This window comes from Sphingomonas sp. GW821-FHT12D09 (assembly GCF_058807215.1).
Map to the genome: position 1 here is coordinate 1788061 of NZ_JBXAQL010000001.1, position 22576 is coordinate 1810636.

At 62.8% G+C, this 22576-nt stretch carries 20 protein-coding genes; 11 read left to right on the plus strand and 9 right to left on the minus strand.

Features of this window, described 5'->3' with window-relative positions:
• Positions 1-46: 46 nt before the first annotated feature.
• Positions 47-817: a Crp/Fnr family transcriptional regulator gene (locus AC1RPL_RS07940; RefSeq protein WP_493068704.1), complete on the minus strand. Its 771-nt coding sequence runs from the start codon at positions 815-817 to the stop codon at positions 47-49.
• A gap of 178 nt (positions 818-995) precedes the next feature.
• Here AC1RPL_RS07940 and AC1RPL_RS07945 point away from each other — a divergent pair, with 178 nt between their 5' ends.
• Genes AC1RPL_RS07945 through AC1RPL_RS07955 form a run of 3 tightly spaced genes read left to right on the plus strand, consistent with a single transcriptional unit; the run spans position 996 to position 4315 of the window.
• Positions 996-1946: a ferritin-like domain-containing protein gene (locus AC1RPL_RS07945; RefSeq protein ID WP_493068705.1), complete on the plus strand. Its 951-nt coding sequence runs from the start codon at positions 996-998 to the stop codon at positions 1944-1946.
• A gap of 25 nt (positions 1947-1971) precedes the next feature.
• Positions 1972-2964, plus strand: a complete 993-nt coding sequence (locus tag AC1RPL_RS07950; protein ID WP_493068706.1) for a ferritin-like domain-containing protein — start codon at positions 1972-1974, stop codon at positions 2962-2964.
• Between the two features lies 1 nt (position 2965).
• Positions 2966-4315: an Nramp family divalent metal transporter gene (locus AC1RPL_RS07955; RefSeq protein WP_493068707.1), complete on the plus strand. Its 1350-nt coding sequence runs from the start codon at positions 2966-2968 to the stop codon at positions 4313-4315.
• 318 nt (positions 4316-4633) lie between these two features.
• On the opposite strand, the gene AC1RPL_RS07960 is transcribed toward AC1RPL_RS07955, so the two are convergent.
• A complete protein-coding gene (locus AC1RPL_RS07960) occupies positions 4634-5335 on the minus strand; it encodes an anti-sigma factor (protein WP_493068708.1) in 702 nt (233 codons plus the stop codon).
• On the minus strand, positions 5328-5873 hold the full coding sequence (locus AC1RPL_RS07965) for a sigma-70 family RNA polymerase sigma factor (RefSeq protein ID WP_493068709.1): 546 nt from the start codon (positions 5871-5873) through the stop codon (positions 5328-5330). Before AC1RPL_RS07965 ends, AC1RPL_RS07960 begins: the two co-directional genes overlap by 8 nt.
• Before the next feature lie 407 nt (positions 5874-6280).
• Between AC1RPL_RS07965 and AC1RPL_RS07970 the strand changes: the two genes are divergently transcribed.
• From AC1RPL_RS07970 to AC1RPL_RS07985, 4 genes are all read left to right on the plus strand, one after another.
• Positions 6281-6565 (plus strand): hypothetical protein, encoded by a 285-nt coding sequence (locus tag AC1RPL_RS07970; RefSeq protein ID WP_493068710.1) that lies wholly within the window; start codon positions 6281-6283, stop codon positions 6563-6565.
• Complete coding sequence (locus tag AC1RPL_RS07975; RefSeq protein ID WP_493068711.1) at positions 6565-7815, plus strand: YihY/virulence factor BrkB family protein; 1251 nt, start codon at positions 6565-6567, stop codon at positions 7813-7815. The genes AC1RPL_RS07970 and AC1RPL_RS07975 overlap by 1 nt, the downstream gene beginning before the upstream one ends.
• 439 nt (positions 7816-8254) lie before the next feature.
• Entirely contained in the window at positions 8255-8545 is a 291-nt protein-coding gene (locus AC1RPL_RS07980; protein WP_493069103.1) for a PEP-CTERM sorting domain-containing protein, read from the plus strand.
• Positions 8546-8561: 16 nt separating this feature from the next.
• Positions 8562-10493, plus strand: coding sequence for an acyltransferase family protein (locus AC1RPL_RS07985; protein WP_493068712.1), 1932 nt, complete (start codon positions 8562-8564; stop codon positions 10491-10493).
• 244 nt (positions 10494-10737) lie between these two features.
• On the opposite strand, the gene AC1RPL_RS07990 is transcribed toward AC1RPL_RS07985, so the two are convergent.
• A complete protein-coding gene (locus tag AC1RPL_RS07990) occupies positions 10738-12768 on the minus strand; it encodes an ATP-binding protein (RefSeq protein ID WP_493068713.1) in 2031 nt (676 codons plus the stop codon).
• 679 nt (positions 12769-13447) lie between these two features.
• Positions 13448-13717 (minus strand): hypothetical protein, encoded by a 270-nt coding sequence (locus AC1RPL_RS07995; RefSeq protein WP_493068714.1) that lies wholly within the window; start codon positions 13715-13717, stop codon positions 13448-13450.
• Between the two features lie 183 nt (positions 13718-13900).
• On the opposite strand from AC1RPL_RS07995, the gene AC1RPL_RS08000 reads away from it, so the two are divergent.
• A complete protein-coding gene (locus tag AC1RPL_RS08000; RefSeq protein WP_493068715.1) occupies positions 13901-14227 on the plus strand; it encodes a hypothetical protein in 327 nt (108 codons plus the stop codon).
• Between the two features lie 6 nt (positions 14228-14233).
• On the opposite strand, the gene AC1RPL_RS08005 is transcribed toward AC1RPL_RS08000, so the two are convergent.
• Together AC1RPL_RS08005 and AC1RPL_RS08010 are read right to left on the minus strand one after the other, a co-directional pair.
• Positions 14234-14827 carry a hypothetical protein gene (locus tag AC1RPL_RS08005; protein ID WP_493068716.1) on the minus strand — a complete coding sequence of 198 codons (594 nt, stop codon included), beginning with the start codon at positions 14825-14827 and terminating at the stop codon, positions 14234-14236.
• Positions 14828-14888: 61 nt separating this feature from the next.
• A complete protein-coding gene (locus AC1RPL_RS08010; protein ID WP_493068717.1) occupies positions 14889-15317 on the minus strand; it encodes a hypothetical protein in 429 nt (142 codons plus the stop codon).
• A 172-nt stretch (positions 15318-15489) separates the two neighbouring features.
• On the opposite strand from AC1RPL_RS08010, the gene AC1RPL_RS08015 reads away from it, so the two are divergent.
• Together AC1RPL_RS08015 and AC1RPL_RS08020 are read left to right on the plus strand one after the other, a co-directional pair.
• Positions 15490-15687, plus strand: coding sequence for a hypothetical protein (locus tag AC1RPL_RS08015; protein ID WP_493068718.1), 198 nt, complete (start codon positions 15490-15492; stop codon positions 15685-15687).
• Between the two features lie 557 nt (positions 15688-16244).
• The gene (locus AC1RPL_RS08020) at positions 16245-16643 is read left to right on the plus strand and encodes a hypothetical protein (RefSeq protein WP_493068719.1); all 399 of its coding nucleotides are present in this window, start codon (positions 16245-16247) and stop codon (positions 16641-16643) included.
• 196 nt (positions 16644-16839) lie between these two features.
• Here AC1RPL_RS08020 and AC1RPL_RS08025 read toward each other — a convergent pair whose 3' ends face one another.
• Positions 16840-17076, minus strand: a complete 237-nt coding sequence (locus AC1RPL_RS08025) for a hypothetical protein (protein WP_493068720.1) — start codon at positions 17074-17076, stop codon at positions 16840-16842.
• Positions 17077-17347: 271 nt separating this feature from the next.
• Positions 17348-18319 carry a mechanosensitive ion channel family protein gene (locus AC1RPL_RS08030; protein WP_493068721.1) on the minus strand — a complete coding sequence of 324 codons (972 nt, stop codon included), beginning with the start codon at positions 18317-18319 and terminating at the stop codon, positions 17348-17350.
• A 274-nt stretch (positions 18320-18593) separates the two neighbouring features.
• Between AC1RPL_RS08030 and AC1RPL_RS08035 the strand changes: the two genes are divergently transcribed.
• The gene (locus AC1RPL_RS08035; protein ID WP_493068722.1) at positions 18594-22250 is read left to right on the plus strand and encodes an autotransporter domain-containing protein; all 3657 of its coding nucleotides are present in this window, start codon (positions 18594-18596) and stop codon (positions 22248-22250) included.
• Positions 22251-22576: the final 326 nt, after the last annotated feature.

Sequence of the window (22576 nt, forward strand, 5' to 3'; positions counted from 1 at the left end):
GTCCGCGCCATAGGACGATGCCGTTTGCCCACCGGGTACTGCATGGCTAGAGCGCGGCTTCGGGACTGACCGTCGGATTGCTCGCCTTTCCGAAGGGTGCAATCTCCGATCCGTAGCGCGCCTCGACCGAGCCATAGGCCCCGCCGGCAACCCGTTCGAGGCGTGCCCGATCGCGAACGATAAGCCGTCCTCGCATACACCGGACGATCTGATCGCCCTCAAGCACGTGGAAGCAATCGGTGACGCTTGCACGGCGTATGTAGAGCGCGCTCGCGATATGGTCATGGGTAAGGTCGAGCGTGTCACCTTCGCTGCGATCATGGAGCATGAGGATCCAGCGGGCGATGCGGCGCTCGACGGTATCGGCAGCGTTCGACCCGATGGTCGAAGCCATCTGCAGCATGAAATTCCCGGCATAGCGAAGCAGCGTGGTGCGCAACGTATCGCTTGCTGCGCTTGCCCGGTGGACTTGGTCGGCTGCGATTGCGAGCGCTGTGCCGCCGTGCATCTCGGAAGTGGCGAGAAAGGGTGAGCGCGGCGCGCCGAGCAGGGAGGTCCAGCCAGACATACCTTCCAGCCCGACCAGGCCCAGGGCGGGCTGCCGATCCCCCCGCATCCCGTCGCGCACACATAGCACGACCGTTTCCGGAAAGTAGATCGTCGAGAGCGCAGCATCAGGTGCGACCACAATTTCGCCGGCGCGAAGATCGACACGTTTCAGATGTGGCACGAGCAATTGCGCGTCGTCAGGCCCCAGTGAGCGCAGCAGGAGGTTACCGCGAAGACTGGGCGCATAATTCGAGCTGGTAGTGAGCACGCCCTGAATTATCCTCGCCGAAATAAAGCATTAGCTTCGTTCGTTTCGGCCGAACGGATGCACGCGCGCGCAAAAATCTTCAGCATTGGGTACGACAGCGTACGGTTGCGTTAACGATCCGGAACATGCCCTGCCCGCGCCCTGTTCTCCGCATGCTTCAATCAGGGAGGCGTGCCCCATGAATCACGACACCGAAGTGCTCGAGGCGTTCGAAGCCAGGGCCCAGCGACGCGTAGAGCGCCGCGATTTTTTCAAAGCATTCGCAATGACGGCGGTCGCCGGTGGCGGCCTGGCGATGGCAACGCGGATTCCGCAAGCCGGCGCGCAGGCGACGCTGACCGACGGGGACGTCCTCAACTTCGCGCTCAACCTCGAATATCTCGAGGCCGAATTCTATTCCTATGCGGCGACCGGTGTGGGGCTGACCCCGGACCTGCTGACCGGGACTGGTCGGCCCGGCGTCGCGCTCGGCGGGCGCCAGGTGGCGTTCAGCGACCCCGCTGTCGCTGCCTATGCACGTGAGATCGCCGCCGACGAGAAGGCGCATGTCGCCTTCCTGCGCAGCGCGATCGGCAACACTGCGGTTGCCCAGCCGCAGATCGACATCAGCGTTTCGCCGACCAGCGCTTTCTCCAACGCCGCACGCGCGGCGGGGCTGATCGGCGCCGGCGCGAGCTTCGATCCCTATGCCAGCGACGAGAATTTTCTGCTTGGCGCCTTCATCTTCGAGGATGTTGGCGTCACTGCCTACAAGGGCGCATCGCCGCTGATTACCAACAAGGTGTTCCTGGAGGCTGCCGCCGGCATCCTGGCGGTGGAGGCCTATCACGCCGCGCTGGTGCGCACGACGCTCGATGCCAAGGGCGTGGCTGCGCCTACACTGATCGATGCGACCGAGGCGATCTCGAACGCGCGTGACAGCCTTGATGGCGCCAGCGACCTCGATCAGGGGATCCGTGCGATCGGTACGGCGAGCAATATCGCGCCGCTCGATGCGAACGGCATCGCCTATAGCCGCTCGGCCGCTCAGGTCCTCAACATCGTCTACCTCAACCGCGCCGCCGTCACCGCCGGGGGATTTTTCCCCAATGGCGTCAACGGCACCATCGTCACCAGCGCTGCGAACTGAGCGCGGGCTCCAACGGGAGGTTCACATGAATCACGATATTGTCCTCGAGGTGCTCGGCGCGTGCGACAAGCGTCGCGAAGAACGCCGCGCCTTCATGAAGAATGCCGGGCTTGCAGTCGCGGGCGCAACCATGCTGGCGGCGTGCAGCGACAATGACGACTTCGGCTCGGTGGTCACGCCGACGCCGTCGCCGACGGCATTACCCACGCCTACTCCGACGTCGAGCGATCAGGATGTCCTGAACTTCGCACTCAACCTCGAATATCTCGAGGCACAATTCTATTCCTTTGCCGCCAACGGAACCTCGATCCCGGTCAGCCTGCTCTCCGGCACGGGTACGCCGGGTGCGCCGAGCGGCGGCCGCCAGGTGACGTTCACCGACCCGGCCGTCGCTCGTTATGCCCGCGAGATCGCCGCGGACGAACAGGCGCATGTCGCTTTCCTGCGCAGCGTGCTGGGCAGTGTCGCCGTAGCCCAGCCGGCGCTCGATCTGTCCGCGGACGTCAACGGTGCCTTTTCCAGCGCCGCCCGCGCCGCCGGCCTGGTAGGGCCCGGTGCCGCGTTCGACCCCTATGCGAACGATCAGAACTTCCTGCTTGCCGCGTTCATCTTCGAAGACGTCGGCGTGTCGGCCTATAAGGGCGCGTCGCCGCTGATCACCAACAAGACCTATCTCGAGGCGGCCGCCGGCATTCTCGCGGCGGAGGCCTATCATGCCGGCCTGATCCGCACGACGCTCTACCGCAAGGGCCTCGCCACGCCGTCGATCATCGACGCGACCGAGGCGATCTCCAACGCGCGCGACAGCCTCGATGGCGCCAGCGACCTCGACCAGGGCGTGCGCAACATCGGGACCGCCAGCAACATCGTGCCGACAGACTCGAACGGCGTCGCCTACAGCCGCTCGGCGGGTCAGGTTCTCAACATCGCCTTCCTCAACAAGGCCGCGGTCGACCGCGGAGGCTTCTTCCCGGTCGGCATCAACGGCAATATCCGCCTAAGCGCAGCGAGCGGCTGACATGCCGCCGTTCGAGGGGGACGCCGCAAGCTACGGCGCGGCAAGCCAGGACAAGTTAGTCCCCAGCCTTCCTGGCGCTTTTCGGACCATCGCGGTTCCGAAGGGCGTCGGGAATTTCTGGCGCAAGCTCGGCGCCTTTGCCGGGCCAGGCTATCTGGTCGCGGTCGGCTATATGGACCCGGGCAACTGGGCCACCGATCTCGCCGGCGGATCCGCCTTCGGCTATACCTTGCTTTCCGTTATCCTGCTCTCCAACCTGATGGCAATGGGGCTCCAAGCGCTGTCGGCCAAGCTAGGGATCGTCACCGGCCTCGATCTCGCCCAGGCTTGCCGCGCACAGTATTCCGCACCCGTGCGGATCGCGCTGTGGCTGCTTTGCGAACTGGCGATCATAGCGTGCGATCTTGCCGAAGTGATCGGCACCGCGATCGCGCTCAACCTGCTTTTCGGCGTGCCACTGGTCGCGGGGGTGCTCGTTACCGCGGCGGACGTGCTGCTGATCCTGGCGCTCCAGCAGCGGGGTTTCCGCCAACTCGAGGTGTTCATCGTAGCATTGCTGCTCATCATCGCCGGATGCTTCGCGGTCGAGCTTGCCTGGGCGCAACCGAGCATCGCGGCGATCGGCAAGGGGCTGATCCCCAGCGCCGAGATCGTGACGAACCCTGCGATGCTCTATATCGCGATCGGTATCCTAGGTGCCACGGTGATGCCGCACAATCTCTACCTCCATTCCTCGATCGTGCAGACCCGCGCGTTCGAGCGGAGCGAGGCCGGCAAGCGCGAAGCCGTAAAGCTCGCCACGATCGACAGCACCGTGGCGCTCGGCCTCGCGCTGTTCATCAACGCGGCGATCCTGATCCTCGCCGCTTCGACCTTCCACCGTTCCGGCCAGACGCAGGTCGCCGAGATCGGCGATGCTTTCGCGCTGCTCGCGCCAACGCTCGGCGTCGGGCTCGCGAGCACGCTGTTTGCGGTCGCGCTGCTCGCCTCGGGGCAGAACTCCACGATCACCGGCACGCTCGCCGGACAGATCGTGATGGAGGGGTTCCTCGATCTGCGCCTGCCGCACTGGCTGCGGCGGCTCGTGACCCGCGGCCTTGCGATCGTCCCCGCCGTGATCGTTGCCGCGCTCTACGGCGAAAGCGGTACGGCCAAGCTGCTGGTACTGAGCCAGGTGGTGCTCAGCCTCCAGCTTCCCTTCGCGGTCGTGCCGCTGGTGCGCTTCACGAGCGACCGGGCCATCATGGGCGACTTCGCCAATACCGGCTGGCTGCGGGCCGCCGCGATCCTGATCACCATCACCGTAATCGGCCTGAACAGCGTGCTGCTGTTCCAGGTTTTCGGAGGCTGAGACATGTCGAAGATCCACCCATATTCGCTTCGACTCTGGATCGGTGCCGCGATCAATTGCACCGGCATCGGCATGCTGCTGCTCCGCGCATTCTAAGACCTCCATCGGCCCGCAAAGGAAAGCCGCTGCCCAGGAATACCGGCAGCGGCTTTCACAGTGCGCCCGCCGGCGCTGGACGATGGGACAAGGCCGGCCCGCAGGCACGATCCGGCACGAGGAGGATCGTGCCGGCGCCGGCGCGCGCAGCCGGTCTCGTTCGGCGCTCACACTCCAGCGCGGCAATTACGGCAGTGGCCGGCAGGCGGATGCAGGCGAGGCTCAGATAGTGGAGATTTTGCCAGTGGCGATCGGCGTGGTGCTCGGTGCCTTGTGCGGTGCGCTGTCGCGCCGCTCGAGCGAGATCGCCAGGGTTGCGCCGTCCTTGAGCAGCGCACGATAGGGCGCATCGACCGGAACCCTGGTCACGCCGTCAGCGGCGATCATGCCGAGCGAGCGCGGTACGCCGTCGGCGGGGATCACCCAGAGCTCGGGCGCGAGCTTGCTGTCCGGCAGGCGCAATACGCGGATGCGCAGCACGCCACCGTCCGGATCAAAGGTCGCGGCGAGCAAGGCAGGCGCTTCGCCACCGCCGAGTTGTGCGATCGCGGCCCTATCTGGAGCACGCACGATCTCCACCGGCGCGGGGCCGGGGCGCAGGACGAGGATCATGGCGAGCGAGGCTGCCAGTGCGCCGCTGCCGAGCGCGCCGATCCGCCAGCGCCGCAGCGAACGCCGGATATGATCGTTGTCCGCATTGCGGAGCCGCCGCTGGATGGCCGGCCAGAGCGCCGGCGAAGGCTGCTCGTCAAACCGCTCATACAGCGGCTCGAAGCGCCGGCTCCAGGCCTCGACGGCCTCGGCGAAACCGGGATCGGACAGTCGCAGTCGCATCGCATGGGCGCGCTCGTCGCCCTCGATCAGTCCGAGGGCGAATTCGGCGGCGAGGATATCGCGCTCCTCGGGGCTCATCGGCTCAGGCATCGCCCAGGCATCCCTTGAGCTCGATCAGACCACGGCGAACCCAGCTCTTGAGCGTGCCGAGCGGCACCACCATCGCTTCTGCAAGCTGCGAATAGGTGAAGCCATCGAAAAACGCCGCGCGGATCGCACGACGCGGACGCTCTTCCAAGGCATCCAGGCAGTCGTAGATTCGCGCCCGCTGGGCCGCCGCGTCTATCATGTCGGGTGCCAGCGGACCTTTATCCGCGACTGCCGCTGCCGCATTCTCGGGCAGATATCCCGCGCCCCTATTGGCCCGGCACCAGTCGATCGCGGTGTTGCGGGCGATCGCGGACAGCCAGGTGATGGGACTCGCGCGCTTGGAATCGAAGCGCCCGGCATGATCCCACACCTTGAGATAGACCTGCTGCAAGATATCCTCCGCCGCTTCGCGATTACCGGCGATACGGAGACACACGCCAAAGAGTTTCGCTGACGTGGCATCATAAACCGCGCGTAACGCTCCCTCGTCGCCTTGGGCAACCTGCCCCAGATCGGCAATGAGCTGTTCCCTCTTCATATATTCGTGCCCAGAAGACCATCGTCGCGATTCTGTCGGAAACTCGATCAATCGCTCAGCTTCCCACGGGCGTTGAGGTTCCGTCTCCGAGGCGATTTTCTGGTCCGGTCAGGACTTTGACACGAAAAGCACCTGTGCGGGCGGCAATACTGAAACACAACCGGGCGCCAGACCATCGAATTGCTCGAACTGGTGGATTTAGCGGATAAGCGCGGCATACTTGTCGAGAAGCCGAATGAGCGATCCAACATATTGCCTTCCGCCAGTTGCATATCTCCGTCGTCATCTTCGATGCATGCAGCTTCGCCGCAGTGAGGGAATCAGCCGGAAACGTCGACGTGCCGACACTATCGGCAGTGCGCATCGATTTCCTGGCTCGTCCGTTCGAGCAATCCAGGAGATCGCGCATGGAAATCGTAAAGCTCGCGCCCGGTGTTCTCGCCCCCGCGGACACCGATTGCATCAAGATCAACGAGATGCCCGATGGCAGATACACGCTGGTAGCCTCCGCACTCATGCAATGCGCTGACGAAAACAATTCCGAATCTGTCGCGCTTGTCGGCAGCGATCCCTATCCGACCTACGACGCTGCCGAATCCGCTGGCCTGGCCTGGGCAGAATCGCACTGTGTCGCACGGATCTTTATAGAGATCGGCGGCAATACCGAGCCAGTCAGATCGCACGACCAGTGATGCGCGCAGCGCCCGGCAACTCAGCCGCGCAATCCGGTAGCGAGGCTTCCACGCCGCTCGCGATGCCATGGCCGGCGCTCAAGGCAATCGTGCAAAGAACGTGGCGGGAAGCTGGAGACGACAACATCGGCCTGGTGGCCGCGGGCGTAGCTTTCTACAGCTTCCTTGCGATCGTGCCGCTGCTTGGCGCCATCGTGCTCAGTTACGGCATTGTCGCTGAACCTTCGACGGTGATGCGCAACATGCAGCAGCTGACCTCGGTCATGCCGGCTGAAGCTGCGCAGCTTATCGCCGAGCAACTGATGAACGTCGTCAAGGCGTCCGCCGACAAGAAGGGCTTTGCCTTGATTCTTGCGCTTGCGATCGCGCTATTCGGCGCGCGCAACGCTGCAGGAGCTATCATCACCGCGCTGAATATTGCCTATGAGGAGCGGGAAAAGCGGAGCTTCCTGCGCGTCAATCTGATTGCCTTGGGAATGACCCTGTTGGCCGTGATTCTCGCGATCCTTGCCCTTCTGGCCGTCACCGCGCTCGGGTATCTGGAGGACATGCTTCCCATGCCTGACTGGACGGCGGCGGTCGCCAAGACCGGATCGTATCTGTTGCTCGGCGCTGCGGGCGCCGCAGGTGCTGCCACCCTCTACCGTTTCGGACCATCGAGGGAGAAAGCGGGCTGGGTCTGGCTCAGCCCAGGCTCAACGCTCAGCGCATTGCTGTGGCTGCTCCTCGCGCTCGGGTTCGGCATTTATGTCGCTAATTTCGGAAATTACGATGCGACCTATGGGTCCCTCGGAACGGTGGTGGTTCTGCTGACCTGGCTGTATCTCTCGAGCTACATCCTGCTCTTCGGTGCGGAACTGAATTCGGAGTTCGAACACCAGACTGCCGTCGATACCACCGATGGGGCGCCCGCACCGCTCGGCGAGCGAGGGGCCTGGGTTGCCGATCATGTCGCCGCAAACCCCGGGCCCACGTCCATTGCACCCGCGCAACATGATGCCACGCAGCGGATTGCTGCCCGCACGGTTCGTTCCTCCATGAGCACCCCCGCGACATTCATCCAGATTCGAATTGACGCCCTGGCGATACGGGGCGCCGCGTTGGGAAGGATCGGCCTGATGACTTCCGCACTGGCAGCTTATGGCCTGGCGCGGTTGCGCCAGGCCGGCAGGGCGCGCCAGGGCGCAGTATCTCTCGCGGCGGCAGGCTTGTTAGCGTGGATGCTTCGCAACCATCGAAGCCCGAAATGACGCACCAGGAGAGAGCCTTTGCTGTCCCGGCGGAATCCAGGCGACGGCTCCGTGCGATGGAGGGCTCCCAGCAAGGAGCGGCCCGGCTCGGGCCAGCGCCGTCCCGCGTCGCTTAATCCAATGTCCAGTACCACAAGGCTTCTCGCTTGCCTTGGTCTGCATATTTCAAGCGGCGGGGACGAGGCGATGCCGGAAGCCCGACGGGCCGGTGACGATGCGGGGCGGACCCCGCCCACCAACAGCGGAACATACTATGCCCGGTGTCGGTAAATCTGACAGCAACCAATATCCTATTGGAATGATTAACCAATCAGGAGCGTAGTTTCCCGCCATTTTTCGTCAATCGGCATTGTTCGTGCGTGGTCAATTCCAACCACGTTAGGGGGCTGACATGCGATTTCTCGTCGGGATTGGTGTGGCATTACTTGTCGCTTGGCCGATGGCAGCTTTAGCTGCAGATTCCACCTCCGACACCCGCAGACCAGTGCAAAGCGGCTGGAGCATCGGGAGCGGTGGAGGTGGCGGTCGCGGCCATGCTACTCCATCGTCCAGTTCCGTGCTTCCCGGCGGCAGCGGCGGCTGGGGTTCGGGCGGCGTCTGGCATCGTCCTGATGACTATGTGCCCGGCGGCAGCGATAATCCCACCCCGGTTCCGGAACCCGCGACGGCCGCGTTGATGGGTGCCGGCATCGCCGGTCTCGCTGCGATGCGCCGTCGGCGCAGGCGCTGATCGCCCAGGCCGGAGCATGGATCCGATGCTGCCATCCGCCACCGGGGACCTGGGCGCTGGAGGCGCTGCGGCGAAGTCTTCCGATTATCAACCGCACATAGACGGACTCCGCGCGCTGGCGATCATGCCGGTCCTGCTGTTCCACGCCCGGGCACCGGGATTCACCGGCGGGTTTGTTGGCGTCGATGTCTTCTTCGTGATCTCGGGCTATTTGATCACGGGCATTCTGACGCGTGAGCTCGATAGCGGCGAATTTTCGATCGTCCGCTTTTACGAACGGCGTGCGCGACGGATATTACCGGCGCTGTTCGTGATGCTTTTATCCGTGGTCTTCGCGGCCAGCATTCTTTTCCTGCCGGGCGATTTCGAAATCGTTGCAGCATCCCTGCTCGCAGCCGCCCTGTTCATCTCCAATATCTTCTTTTTCTCAGAAATAAGTTATTTTGACACAGGGGTCGACGTCAAGCCGTTGCTTCACACCTGGTCGCTCGGGATCGAAGAGCAATTCTATATCGGCTTCCCGATATTCTTGCTCCTTATCGCGCGTTTTGCTCCACGCTGGCGCCGGCATCTGGTGGGCGTTGCCGCGATGGCCTCGCTGGCGCTCGCAATCCTTTACCAGGGCGACCGCACGGGGTTCGCCTTCTATCTTCTTCCAACACGGGCCTGGGAACTGCTTGCCGGTGCTTTGCTGGCGTTGGGAGCCGTTCCTGCAATTCGCGCGGCCCGGCTGCGCGAAGCGATTGCGGTAGGGGGCATGGCGTCGCTCCTCTGTGCGACCATCGCCTATTCCAGCGCTACCTCGTTTCCCGGCGTCACCGCCTTGCCTCCGGTACTCGGGGCGGCTGCGCTCATACATTGTGGCGCAGGGACGCGTGTCGGCCAGCTGTTGAGCTCCAGGCCGTTGATCGGCATCGGCGTCCTCTCCTACTCGCTGTACCTTTGGCACTGGCCGCTGATCGTCTTCACCGAATATGCAATCGATCGGCGACTGGACGGTAGCGCAAGAATTCTGGTCCTGTTGGCGTCGCTGGCTATCGCGATACTTTCATGGCGTTTCGTCGAAATGCCGTTCCGCAAGTCCGCGATGATCGGGCAACGCGCCATATTCTCCGGCAGCCTTGCGGCCATCGCAACTGCTAGCGCGTTGGCGATGGTGATGTTGCCACTGGGCGGATGGTCAACGCGCTTCGCGCCCGAGGTGGGGCGAATGGCAAGCGGCAAGTTCGATGTGAGCCCGCAACGCGCACTTTGCCACGACACTGCGTCGTCCAAGCGCGATCCCTGTACCCTGGGAACCGAGAACACCCCTCCTACGGCTCTGCTATGGGGGGATAGCCATGGTGTCGAACTTTCCTATGCCCTCGGGCAACTAGCCGCAACGAAGTCCCGTGCGATCATCGAGCGTACCCAGTCAAGCTGCCCACCGGTCCTTGATTACACCTCCCCCGCCGCGCCAGCCTGCGCCACTGTCAATCGAGAAGTGCTTGAATCCATACACTCGAATCCGCAGATCCACACGGTCTATCTGGTCGGCTTTTGGGCAAGCCCCGCTTATCGCGGCACGGCCACAGGACTGAACGCGGTAATTGCCGATCTGCTGGCGCATCGTCGGCGTGTCGTTCTGATAGGGGCGATACCGCCCAACAAGTTTGACGTTCCAAGACGGCTTGCAAGACTGGCACGGTCGCACAGTCTGGAACGGGCGGCTGGCGCGAACCTCCCGGATATCGCGGATTCCGAAGCGCGGATGGATGGGGTTTCGCGGCGTTGGCGTGGCTACGACTTCCTGTATCTCGATCCTGCCAAGGTGCTGTGCCCACGAAGCCAATGCGCTCTGCTCGCACAGGGGCGCCCTCTTTATTTTGATTACCACCACCTGAGCGTTGCCGGCGCATCGACGCTGTTGAGCAGCTTTTCGAGGATCGCTTCCTTGCCACTGGACTAGAACGATGCCGCCTGGTCCCGTGAATGGGCCGCGCCGCCATCGCCCGGCAGGCGCGCGTGGTTGGCGGGATGTTTTATCAGCGAGCGGCAGCCTCTTCAAATCCATTAGAGATGACGGCGAGCCCGATTTCCTCCGTCGCTTCGCGATTTCCGGCGCGTCGATACGCTAACGCGCGCCGTCCCATCCGGAGGCAGGCATATCCTGACGCTCGATGCGCTTCGTCCCGACGATCATTCGCCGGCGATCACGCCGGAGGGGTCGGAGGCGCCAATGGGAGTGTAAAGCTGAACCGCGCCCCGCCCCTCACTTTGTTCTCTGCCTTCAGCTTGCCCCCATGCGCCTCGATAATAGAGCGGCATATCGGTAGCCCGAGACCGGTGCCGTTCTCCTTGCTCGTGCGGAAGGGCTCGAACAAATTCTGAAGGAGATCATCGCTCATTCCCGGACCCGAATCGTCGATCCGCACCGTTACGTCCTTGCCCTTGACCAGGGTGGTCAGCGACACGTTCCGCCGCGAACAGCCCTGGACCGCTTCCACGGCGTTCCGCAGGAGATTGGAGATCACCTGTTCGATCTGGACGGGATCTCCGATCAGGCGGGAAGGAACCGCCTTGATGCTGCAACTGAGGTGCACGCCCTTCGCGATGCCCAGCCTGGCGACCGCAGCGCACGCCGCCTGGGCGATCGCCTCAAGGTCAAGAGGGGTCGATGCCACTTCGCCGCTCACGGTGAAGGCGCGGATCCGGCGGATTATGTCGCCTGCCCGCAGGATCTGCTCGCGCGACTGGGCAAGGGCCTCCAGCACGGTCGTGTCGGCCCGGTCCGCCATACCCAGGCGGAAGCGTGCGCCTTCGAGAAAATTCGCGGCTGCGGTCAGCGGCTGGTTCAGCTCGTGCGCGAGCGTCGACGCCATTGCCCCGACGGCGGTCAATCGCGCCGCCCGCAGGAGCTTGTCGTTCAAATCCTGGAGCTTCGCCTGCGCCTCGATGTCGCGGGTAACGTCGATCGAGAGCCCTAGCAGGCGCGGATTGCCCTCGTGCGGATCATACCGCCCCTGCAGGCTGATCCAGCGCCTTTTGCCATCGGGCAACGTCACCTCGAGCAGCATTTCGAGGGAGCCCCGCTTCTGCGTTGCCTCCCGGATCGCCAGACGAAGCGCGGCGACCTGATCCTCTCCCAGCAGGGCGTCGAAATCCGCCAGTCGATACGGCTCTTCGCGGCTCTGCAAGCCGAACATCCGTGCGCTCCCGGCCGAGTGTCGCGAGCCGCCCTTGACGAGGTCGATCTCCCATACGCCAACGCCCGCCGCCTCCTGCGCGAGGCGCAGCCGTTTCTCGCTTTCCTCGAGCGCTAGCTGCGCTCTCACCCGATCCGCGTCCGCCTGACGCAGCTTCTTGCGTCCCCGGCGTTCATCGGCATAGGTGGCAAGCAAGAGCATGGTCGCGGCGGTGACCGCCATGAACATCTGGGCGAAGGCCGTTCCCCTGCCCGGGTCGTCCATCGCGAACGGACCGAGCCGCGCGCCGGTGCCCCAAAGCACGATAGTCGCCGTGGTTGCCAGCCCCAGCGTGACGCCGCGCAAATGCCATCCCAGTGCGGCCAGTATCAGCGGCGGGGAGACGGCCCACGCGATGGGCACGTATCTGGGAGTCAGGAAGACGGCACTGGCCGCGCCGCCGCAGAGGATTATTGCGGCGAAGAGACCGAGCCACTTGCCCGCCGGCCATCTTTCGGAAGCCGGCATGCCCCAGGCCAGCACCAGTGGGGCCGCAAGCAGGGTGCCCAGGCCGTTTCTGGCAAGGTGTCCAAGGAACTCCTGGGGTAGCCCGGTCATCCTGCCGGCTACGATCAGACTGGCCACCGCAAGCAGGGAGATGACTGTAGCACCGGTTACGGCGGCCGCGAACACGGCGAGGAGTGAACGCGTCTCAAGGGTCTCGCTCGACCGAACATCCAGCCTGCCCATCAAAATGATCATGCAGCAGGCGCCCGCGGGGATCGCGACCGCGACTTCCGCGGCGAGAACGAGCGGATGCGCCGGCTCGACGAGCCAGAGCGCGGCGAGGCCGCCGAGCGAGGCCATGAACCACCATCTCGGCCCCGCCAGGATAAGACCACCGACCACAAGTCCGGCAGAGAAGCTGATGGGCGAATAGGTTCCCGTCAGGCGCAGCCACCAAAGGCAGCCGGTATTGCCGGCCAGCGCACCCAGGAACATCCACCCGCCGGGAAGGATCGTTCTTCCCCATCGATCCCACCAGCTCTGCAAACGCATTTGCGATTTCATAGCTGCCGGCTCTGGAACGAGCCGTGGCGCGCGATGGGGCATAAGGAAACTGCTCCTCCGCGCGCGAGATTGTCTCGCAGTCGCCAAGGGAGATCCTCCGATGGATAGGCGAGGCACAGTTCCCCGAAGATCGACATCGGCGCGATTCTCCTGGCAGGGGCTACATCTCTGCCGGGGTTAAGCGCTTCGTATGAGGCGATAGTTCCGCCACCGAGACGACCAGTTAACCATCAGCGTACATGGGCAGCCGGATACTTGCCGGGTTCTCCCATCGGCCGGGTCGTCGCCCGCGTCTGGGCGCTGTCGCTATTTTGCTATCGAGTGGAAGTCCCGGATTGATCCGCGTCCGATATGCGATGCAAACCTGGGCAACACACCGCCACGGCCATCTTCGCCGTGGCGCCCGCGATTTCGCGCGAAGAGCATTCGACAGGTTCTCACACAGGTTCAGCCGCTTCCCCGGCGGTTTGCGGGGGCCGGTATCCGCTTCAGCATATCGGCGAATTAAAGCCGGACCTCGCCCCTACGCTTATGGACGATGACCGGCAGGGCACAAGTCGAGTTCAACTTCGGCATTTGCGCGTGAAAAGGGCGCCCGCTTTCAAGCGAGCGCCCTTCTAGGCCGGGCTGCCTGCGTGGGAACAGCCCGGCCCCGTAGTCCTTCAGCCTAGATACCGTTTGCCAGGTTCGTGTCGGCGTCGTGGGTCCGCATATCCTTGGCCTGCTCCTTGCCGGTCTCCCGGATCGCGTCCGCCTGATTGTGAAGGTCATCCTTGGTCGTGGCGCTCGTCACATTGTCGGCCGCGGCATCGAAATTGTCGGCAACGGCATCTGCGTTCGCCTCGATGTTGTCGGCGGCCTGCTCGCGCGCCGTGGTATTGCACGCCGAAAGGGCGATCAGGCTGGTCGCGGTCGCCAGAACAAACAACTTCTTCATAGCATGTCCCTATCTCGTGACTGGAAAGCCGTCGGCTCCCTGCACCAACGCACGAGTATCGTAACGGTTGCCCAACTATCTATCGATCCGGATCCGACCTGCCCTATCTCAGCCCATCTCGCTGTCTCCGGGCCCCAGCCCTCGATCCTGGGCATGCATAGGCGTGTAGATAGGGGCGCCGGCATGGCCGGCATCGTTCGGAACGTATTCAGGATGCGCCGGTTAGGAATGGAGCGGATCACCAACGAGATCCGAAAGGAATCCGCAGTGCTCCTGATTGAATTGCCGGAACGGGTGATGGCCGCCCGCCTGCCTCCGGGCGGAGAGCGCGAGGGTTGGTCCCAAGCCCTCGCGTTCTGCGACGAGCATGGAGAAGATGGCCCTGACGTTCTCGGCGGTTACCTCGAGGAATCGCGGCGGCTGGAAAATGACGGCGCTCTGGGGTACTGGACGAGCATAGGGCGAAGGCTGACGGAAATGCACCTGGCGGGTGCACGCCCTTGGCATTGAATATGGCTAGACGGCGTTCGGGCGGGGCTCGATGACAATTGTGCTGTCTGCCCAGCAATATGCCTGCACTGACGGCTTCCCCGGCCTGGTCTCGAGAGCCTCGAAAAGCGCGTTCGCATTGGAAATCTCATAGTCGGCGAATATCGCGCCTCGCGCGGCCGCTTGCGCTCGAACCCAGGGCTCGACGTGATTGCAGGCGCGCAGCAGGTTGCTCATCAGACGATACGGATTTGGCAACTCTCCGCCCGCGGCTCTCACTTCCTCGAGGCGCTTCCGGGCTTCCGCCAGCTGGGCGTAGAAGAAGCCGAGCCGATCGATGGAATCCAGCGGTAGCGCGCCCATGGCCTGCGCCGCGCCGGGATAAAGAAGCGGGGCCGAAAGACGCCATTGCCAAAAGAAATCCGCATCGAGCGCGGTGCCGGCGACATGCCGTAGAGCCAGCTCTTCCGCGAACGCCGCGGCCTGCTGGCGCAGCGATGCGACCTCCGGGTATAATGCCCGCTCCAACCGCCGGGTTTCGTGAGTCCGCCTCCGGCCTGCCAGCCAGAGAAACACTCCGACAAACACGGCGACGAACAGGGCAAGCTGCCAGATCGGCATGCGCGGCATCCTATCTCTTTCGAATCCAGAATGCCGCTGGCGATGGGTCTTGTCACCTGTATCAGTGCTCGGTTTCGTTACGTGGCTGACGACGCTCCCCGCTCATTCTGGCTGGACGTCGCGCTTCACGCCGCATGGCCGGGATAATGGCCGCAGAACAGAAGATGCCGGACAGATTGGAGAAACGGATCGACGCCGCGCCGGTGTCTGCCCTGGTTGCTCTCGCTTTAGGCGAGAGAATGGCAGGACCGATGCCCAGCCGTCCGGCATAGAGAATTTCGCACCGCCCCTCGACCGCCGTCCACCGCGTCAATCGCTCAACGTCGAAGCAATCGGCAGCTTGGGATGCATGAAGATGACGACATCGAGGAAACCATTTTCTGTAGCGCTGCCTGCCCCGGTAGCACCCTTGAAGCATGCCGGCCCTCCCGGCCAGCGCCCGGCATTCGCCGATGAGGCGCGGGCCGGCGTATGCGCGGCGTTCGCGCATCGCATATCATACCAACTGGAGCAGCACGCCGAGCACGGCTTTCGCGTAAAGGAAGTTCCCCGCCCCCGACTTCTCGATTCCGAGCGTGGCGCAACGGGATGGCAACGCGCCCAGGCTCGCAGCATGTTCGAAGCGAACGGCACTGGAATAACGCACGCACGTTTGTGAACGCATGGAAAACAATGCGCATGAGCCGATCGTCGGGATTGCATTGCTGACCCAGCGGGATATCGAGCGGGTCGGAGCCGTGCTGCAGATCATTCCCGTCCCGGCGGACGATATTTTCGATGGCCTCCTGACTGAACTTGATCAAGTCGAGGTCGAGCCGTGGTATCAAGGCGTCGTTTTACGAGCGCCTGAGACGATTTGATACAGCGCGGCGCAGATATTTTCTGCAGGACATTTTGCGCAAGTCGATCCGAATTGGATCATCCTATTTATATTTAAACATCGAGCACGAAATTGCGCTAGCTAATACATTGTCAGGCGTGGAAGCCAGGGACAGCAGCTATCTGCGTTTGATCGCGTGCCGCTCCGCCAGGGAGCGGCACGCTGGCGTATGGCGAAGCATATCGGCTTCCATTGCCGGCACCGGATTACGCCAATTCAGTCATTTTGAGTACAAACTTCGATCAGCGAGGTCCCCATGGGAAACACGACAGGAGAGGAAATCGTACTTCTCATCACGTGGACGGACGAGTTGGGTGATTCATGGATTTTTTCCACCTCGAACCTCGATCGCGCGGATGCGATGCTCGTGGAGATGAAAGCCAAATATGAGGACGTGCGCATTGACACACGCTGGGCGTGCAAAAGCGAGGAGTAGCACAGCACCACTTATTTAATGGCTGCCAGCCGTTCCACGCTAAACATGAACATCGATGCCGCTGTGAGTACTCGGTTAACCCATCGATAGTAAGCAGGGGCATGCCTGATCACGACACCCGCTACTTTAGCGAACTGGCCGAGCGGGCGCCGACCGACGCACAGCATCTGACGTTCAGAGAGTTCCTGATCGATACGCATTTGCCGGAAGTCGGTCGATGTCATTACAATGCTGCAAAGGTGGCGGAGCAAATCGGGGGTTTGGTCGTCCCAGGATGGCTTATGGATACCATCGCTTCCCGTCTGATCGCTCATGCAGCGGTGCAGGACGCTCGGGGCCAGTTGTACGAGGTTACCGCCCCGCACAATTTTCGATTTATCCGGCATCTGGGCGCCCATGAGCAGTTCGAGCGGATGAGAGCAAAATATCCTGCCATATTTTTTGGGATGGGGCCGGCCCGCGAGCCCGTCGCAGATCGCGCGACAGTGCGCCGCGAATAGCCGCACCAGAGCTTCGTTTCGTCGAACAGAGGGAAATTTTTGGGCAACGCAGGATTTCGGCTGAATGGAAATTTGCATCGACCCGTCCCGACAAGCGGAGGAGCTTGTATCTCGTCACGGCCACAAGGCCATGCAGGCTGTCATCGACCAGATCGTGGTTGCAGTGAAAGCGGGCAGAGACGAAGTGGTGCTGGAGTTAGACCTGGTTCTTCGAGCCGTCGAACGCATCCTCAGCAAATAGCTTGAACGCTGTCAGATACTCGCCCGGCGCAATGAGCGCCTCGTGGTACCGCGCCATCTCGATATGACTTTCCCGCGCGACAGGGGACCCTGCTTTTGCGGCCATTCGATATTCCTGCGCTGCACGCGCCGCGTGCGGGCAGTTCGGCAGGCTGCGGAAGAGGTGGGCGGCGGTGCTTTCGAACGTATCCATACACATTCTCCGCGATCACCATGTCATAATAAAAGTTAATCCTTTCGGATACTTAACTAGGTAATGTCCCGGATGCGACAAGCAGCTGCCAGCAACCATTGCGCTGCTGGCGAGCGCTATCCAATCGCTTTGCGAGAGACCCTAGAGATGTATGGACTACGCGGCCTGCCAATAGGCTCATACGATAGCCGCTGAATGGAAGACGTCATCGAGATTTGCGCCAACGTCGCGGAGCGTAGCGGCAATCCCGGTTAGATGGCCAGCTTGAGAGCTAGCTGTCAGCTTGAACTTGGTATTCGCTGCCCGTCGCCGGCGAGGATTTCCGTAGTCGCTGCTCACCGCGATCATCCTCGTTTTTTCCCGACTGATCATGAAGCAGCACGATTTGCGTGGGAAACGGCAAATCGACGCCGCCTTCGCGAAATGCCTTCAGGATCGCCTCTACCACTTTCGCTCGGATATGGACTACGTCGGTTTGCTTCGACGATGTCCACCAGCGTGCCCGCGCCAGCACGTCCCCGTCGCGGAACTCGATCGGAATGGCCTCCGGCGCCGGGTTATCTAGCACGCCCTCGACCGACTTTACGGCATCGACGATAAAACGCGCGGCGTTGGCCAAGTCGTCATTATAGCCGATGCCGAGATCGATTTGGGTGCGGCGGATTGGGAACGCCGTGTTGACCGTCACTGGGGCAGTATAGATGTCCGCATTGGGAATTATGACGCGGCGGCCGTCGAACGTCTTTATCAAAGTCGCTCTGCTTTCAATATGCTCGACCGTGCCCTCATAGTCCTTGACCTTGATTTGGTCACCACGGCGAAACGGACGGTTGATTAGCAGCAGCACGCCAGCGAACAGGTTCTGCAGAATATCCTTGAATGCGAAACCCACCGCGACTGACCCGATCCCGAGGGTCGATAGAACATCACCCGGCTTAACACTGGGAAAGACGATCATCGCCGCCACTAGGAGCGCTACCAGTATAATTGCGCCGAACGTCATTGAGGCAAAAATAGCACCAAGATCGTGTCGATCGCGACGAAGCGCGAGCCGGCGGACCAATGCCGATATTCCACGTGCCAACGAATATGCGACCAACAGGAACAAGACAGCCGCAACGATGCTAGGCAGGGTTTTGACCGCGTTGTTCCACCAGATGTGCATCGTGGCCGTAACGGTTGATACCGGATCGAGTACGGGCGGCTGCTTCACCGGCGTCAAGGTGTTCTCCAACAACATCATCCGCGAACGCGGGCCTCAAGCGGCGGTTCCGGCTTCTTGCCCATCGACAGCAAGGCACCTTAATTCCTATTGAGCGCAATTATGCCGGAGGCTGCTATTGCCTTAGGCGGGGAGCGCTTCGCTGCCGTGATACGGCAGACAACTCTTAGAGCGGCATAAAATTGCGTCATTTCAGATCGTTAATTAACTTCTCGAAAATAGATGATGTGTATTCAGCAGCATGGGAGCGAGTTCGTATCGCTAAGGGGGCGGGCCTTGAAAAGGGAACGCTGCAATGATTGCCAGACACAAGAACGTTTCAAGCCTGATCGCCATTTCCCGGCTGATGGGCCCGATGGCTGTCGCCGGGTGCGGCCTGGCCATTTGCGCGCCGGCGGCCGCCCAGACCATCTGCCTTCCGATTGCCGGGACGACCATCAATTGCCCAGGGGGCGGCGCCCCCGCCGACCCCGCCACGCCGGTGCTCAATCTTCCGCCGATAGCCGGTCCTGTCACGGTCGATCTGGGCGACGGCTTCCAGTCTCCGCAAACGGTAGTGCTTTCCACAGTCGGACCGGACGCCGACGTGACGATAAATGCCCTCGGTTCTGCGGTGATCAACACCCTCAATCAGCCGGGGCTGAACGTCAACTCAGCCGGAAATATCACCGCCCGGGTTAGTGAAATCACCACTACCGGGAACGGTTCGACCGGCGCCGTCCTGCGTGCCGTCGACGGCATCGTCTTTACCACGGACGATCTGGTTTCGACCGTAGGCAACAATGCGCCCGGCCTGGATATCCAGGGCAGCAACGTCACGTTGAACGGGAACATCATCCGCACTGCCGGGAGTGACTCGAACGGCGTACAACTGGTCTCGCTGGACGGACCTACCAACCTCAATGCGAACCTTATCGACACCCAGGGCGATCGCTCCACCGCGGCGCTCCTGCGTTCGGCAGGCGACGTCAACGTCAATGTCGGCGTGCTGCGCACCCAGGGCGGGCAGGCGCTCGGCCTGGACATCGCGACAGACCCAGCGGCCTGCGTGCTGCTCGGCACCGGTGGCTGCGACGTGACCGCCGCCGCCGATCAGATCACTACGAATGGCTTCGGCGGTATTGGCGCGCTGGTTTCGGCCGCGACCGGGACGACGAGTGTCAGCGTCGACGCTCTCCAGACCGGGGGTGACGAAGCAGCGGGCCTCGATCTGTCCACGAACCCAGTGGTGTGCGCTACGCTTGGCGCAGGCGCCTGCGATCAGGGCTTCGATGTCGGAACCCTGACCACGCAAGGCGATGGTTCGCCAGGAGCGCTGGTAACGGCGGCGGGCAACGTCACCGGGAACGTCAATGTCCTGACTACCAACGGCAATGACGCCGCCGGTCTGGATCTGACCTCCGCCCCCGGGGCATGCGTGCTGCTCGGCGCGGGAAATTGCGGGACGTCGTTCAACATCGGCCAACTGACCACGACCGGCGATGGCTCGACTGGCGTCCTCGCGCGGATCGCCGGTCCAACGACCGGCCGTATCGGCGTGCTCGGCACCAGCGGCGCGGGTTCGGACGGCGTCAATATCGTCGGCGACCCGACCGCCTGTGTCCTCATCGGCAGCGGCGCGTGTGACGTCGATCTTGCCGCAAATCAGGTCACGACCCAGGGCGATGGCGCCGCCGGCGTGCTGATCAACGCGCCAGCGAACATCCTCGCCAATCTCGGCCGCATCTCGACCGCCGGCGACGACGCGACAGGCCTGGGTATCGTCACCGATCCTGCCGCATGCCTGGTACTCGGGCCGGGATCGTGCGGCATCACTGTCGTGACCGGTCCGGTCGATACCGGCAGCGACAATTCGCCGGGGATCGAGATCGTCGGCAGTGACGATCCCATCGTCGTGACCCCCGGACCGGTTACCACGGCAGGCGACAATTCACCCGGCGTGGATGTGACAGGCAATGGGCCGATTACCGTGGTCACGACCGGGCCCGTCACCACGAGCGGCGACAATTCCCCCGCCATCGATATCAACGGCGGCGCCGGCCCGGTGATCGTCGATACCACGGCCGGCCCGGTCACGACCGGCGGCGCCAATTCCAACGGGGTCGACGTATCGACGACAACCGGCTCGCAGACCATCACCACCGGTCCGGTAACGGTGACCGGTCCGGGCTCGAGCGGCATCGTTGCGACCAGTCCGGGATGCAGCACGATCAACATCACCGCGACGGGTCCAGTGAGCGCGGCACAGGGTACGGGCATCCTCGCATCGAGCGCCTGTACCGTAAGCGTGACGACATTGGCTGGCGCTCCCGTCTCCGGGCAGGCAGCGGGTATCGATGTCACGTCGGGCACCGGTGCGACGATCACGATCGGCGACAGTCTTTCGAGCAGCGCCGGGCCGACGCTCGACGTCGATGGCGCTGCAGCTCAGGTGACGATTACGCCGACCGGCACCGTCAACGGTTATGTCGACCTCACCCCGGGTGACGACGTTGTCGTGAACAACGGCACGTTCAATGCAACCGCGAACAGTGACTTCGGCGCCGGAAACGACCGGTTCGTGAACACGCGCCGGTTCGCCGTGCGCACGGGTGCGACAGCGCCCGGAGCGATAACCCTGGCAGGGCTGGAAAGCTTCGAGAACAGCGGCACGGTGGATCTTGGCAACGGAATTGCCGGTGACACGCTGACATTGCCCGGCAATTTTGTCGGCACCGGCGCCAGCACGCTCGTCCTCGACGTGGCGACACCGGCGAGCGGCGCGGTGGCCGATCGCCTCGTGATCGGCGGAGCCGCCACCGGCAGCACGGCAATTGCGATCAATTCGCTCGGGCCCAATGCAGGTGTGCTGGTGAACAATCTGGTGCTGGTCGATGCGGGCACAGGTACCTCAGCGACGGCATTTTCGCTCGCCGGGGCGACCAGCCAGGGGCTGGTGGGTTACCGACTGGCCTATGATCCGGCTACCTCGAACTTCGCATTGTATGGGACGCCCAATATACAGGCCTACGAACTCATCAAGGCGAGCGAGGGCGCACGGCAGATTTTCTATCGTGGCAATGATGCCTGGAGTTCGCACATGCAGAGCCTGCGGGATGCGACCTCCGGAATGACGGATGAGTCGCCGCGCCGAGGCTCGGCGCTCTGGGGCCAGGCATTCGGCTCGCTCGACATCAGTCGTTCGCGTCAGGATGCCACGGCTTTCGGACAGGTCCAGGACTTCGCGCTCGACAACCGCCAGGACTTTTTCGGCGGACAGATCGGCTATGATTTCGGCGGGATCTCGGACAGCGACGCTGCAGTATTCGGCGTGACGGGAGGCTATTCCAGCTCGGCGCTGACCTTCCGCGGCAATGCCGATCGCTTCAACTATGATGCGGTCAACGGCGGCGCCTATGCGGGCTTCCATATCGGGCCGTTCTTCGCGAATGCGCTGGCCAAGTACGAACATTATTGGCTCGCCGCGCGCCTTCCCAGCGCGGCGATCAGCCAGAGGCTCGACGGCAATGCCTGGGGCGGAAAAGCAGAAGTCGGCTTGCGGCTTGGCGACCGCTTCTTCGTCGAGCCTGCAGTGGCAGTCGAATATGTCCGCACCGACCTCAGCGCGCTGACCGCCGGTCCATCGACCGTGGACTTCGAGGACGCGGAAGGCTTGCGCGGCAGCGCCGGTCTTCGGATCGGCACCAACCTTAGCTCGGGTGCCACCCGCACGGCACTATATATCGGCGGCAAGGCGGTGCATGAGTTCCGTGGCGGCGCTGGCTTGGACTTCGCCAATGGCGGCCAGACACTCGACCTCAACAACCAGCGGATCGGCACCTACGGCCAAGGCGTGATCGGCTTCAACATTGCATCCGGCAACCGCGTCAGCGGCTTCATCGAGGCAACCGGCGACTACAGCAAGGCGTACAAGGGCGGCGGTGGTCGCGCCGGACTAAGCCTTCGATTCTGACTTCCGCGAAGCTCGGGCACCAAGGCGATATTGTCGTCTTGAGCCCGAGCTACACCGAAGGGAGACAGGCCGGCGCGGAAATAAATTCATCTTCTCCTATGGCGATGAGTTCCCAACTAAGCTCGAGCCGTTGCTGGCGCAGAAACCGCCTTACCCTGTCAACCTATTTGCACCGGCTTTATCGGCATCCGGAGCGCTGTTTTTCGGCAATCGTTACGGCAATCCGATTTCCGACATGACTATGGGATGCGTATCTGCCGTTCGACGCGCGTGGCTCCCGAAGTTCCTTCCGCGACTGGCGGCCGAGCAAATGCCGGAAATTCCCT

Excerpts from the sequence above, each read along its gene's own strand:
- AC1RPL_RS07995 (WP_493068714.1), bottom strand. The coding sequence starts at position 13,717 with ATGAAGAAGTTGTTTGTTCTGGCGACCGCGACCAGCCTGATCGCCCTT.
- AC1RPL_RS08010 (WP_493068717.1), bottom strand. The coding sequence starts at position 15,317 with ATGCGCGAACGCCGCGCATACGCCGGCCCGCGCCTCATCGGCGAATGC.
- AC1RPL_RS08005 (WP_493068716.1), bottom strand. The coding sequence starts at position 14,827 with ATGCCGATCTGGCAGCTTGCCCTGTTCGTCGCCGTGTTTGTCGGAGTG.
- AC1RPL_RS07970 (WP_493068710.1), top strand. The coding sequence starts at position 6,281 with ATGGAAATCGTAAAGCTCGCGCCCGGTGTTCTCGCCCCCGCGGACACC.
- AC1RPL_RS08015 (WP_493068718.1), top strand. The coding sequence starts at position 15,490 with ATGGAAAACAATGCGCATGAGCCGATCGTCGGGATTGCATTGCTGACC.
- AC1RPL_RS07960 (WP_493068708.1), bottom strand. The coding sequence starts at position 5,335 with ATGCCTGAGCCGATGAGCCCCGAGGAGCGCGATATCCTCGCCGCCGAA.
- AC1RPL_RS08020 (WP_493068719.1), top strand. The coding sequence starts at position 16,245 with ATGCCTGATCACGACACCCGCTACTTTAGCGAACTGGCCGAGCGGGCG.
- AC1RPL_RS07980 (WP_493069103.1), top strand. The coding sequence starts at position 8,255 with ATGGCAGCTTTAGCTGCAGATTCCACCTCCGACACCCGCAGACCAGTG.
- AC1RPL_RS07965 (WP_493068709.1), bottom strand. The coding sequence starts at position 5,873 with ATGAAGAGGGAACAGCTCATTGCCGATCTGGGGCAGGTTGCCCAAGGC.
- AC1RPL_RS08030 (WP_493068721.1), bottom strand. The coding sequence starts at position 18,319 with ATGATGTTGTTGGAGAACACCTTGACGCCGGTGAAGCAGCCGCCCGTA.
- AC1RPL_RS07975 (WP_493068711.1), top strand. The coding sequence starts at position 6,565 with ATGCGCGCAGCGCCCGGCAACTCAGCCGCGCAATCCGGTAGCGAGGCT.
- AC1RPL_RS07955 (WP_493068707.1), top strand. The coding sequence starts at position 2,966 with ATGCCGCCGTTCGAGGGGGACGCCGCAAGCTACGGCGCGGCAAGCCAG.
- AC1RPL_RS07950 (WP_493068706.1), top strand. The coding sequence starts at position 1,972 with ATGAATCACGATATTGTCCTCGAGGTGCTCGGCGCGTGCGACAAGCGT.
- AC1RPL_RS07985 (WP_493068712.1), top strand. The coding sequence starts at position 8,562 with ATGGATCCGATGCTGCCATCCGCCACCGGGGACCTGGGCGCTGGAGGC.
- AC1RPL_RS08035 (WP_493068722.1), top strand. The coding sequence starts at position 18,594 with ATGATTGCCAGACACAAGAACGTTTCAAGCCTGATCGCCATTTCCCGG.
- AC1RPL_RS07945 (WP_493068705.1), top strand. The coding sequence starts at position 996 with ATGAATCACGACACCGAAGTGCTCGAGGCGTTCGAAGCCAGGGCCCAG.
- AC1RPL_RS08000 (WP_493068715.1), top strand. The coding sequence starts at position 13,901 with ATGGCCGGCATCGTTCGGAACGTATTCAGGATGCGCCGGTTAGGAATG.
- AC1RPL_RS07990 (WP_493068713.1), bottom strand. The coding sequence starts at position 12,768 with ATGCGTTTGCAGAGCTGGTGGGATCGATGGGGAAGAACGATCCTTCCC.
- AC1RPL_RS08025 (WP_493068720.1), bottom strand. The coding sequence starts at position 17,076 with ATGGATACGTTCGAAAGCACCGCCGCCCACCTCTTCCGCAGCCTGCCG.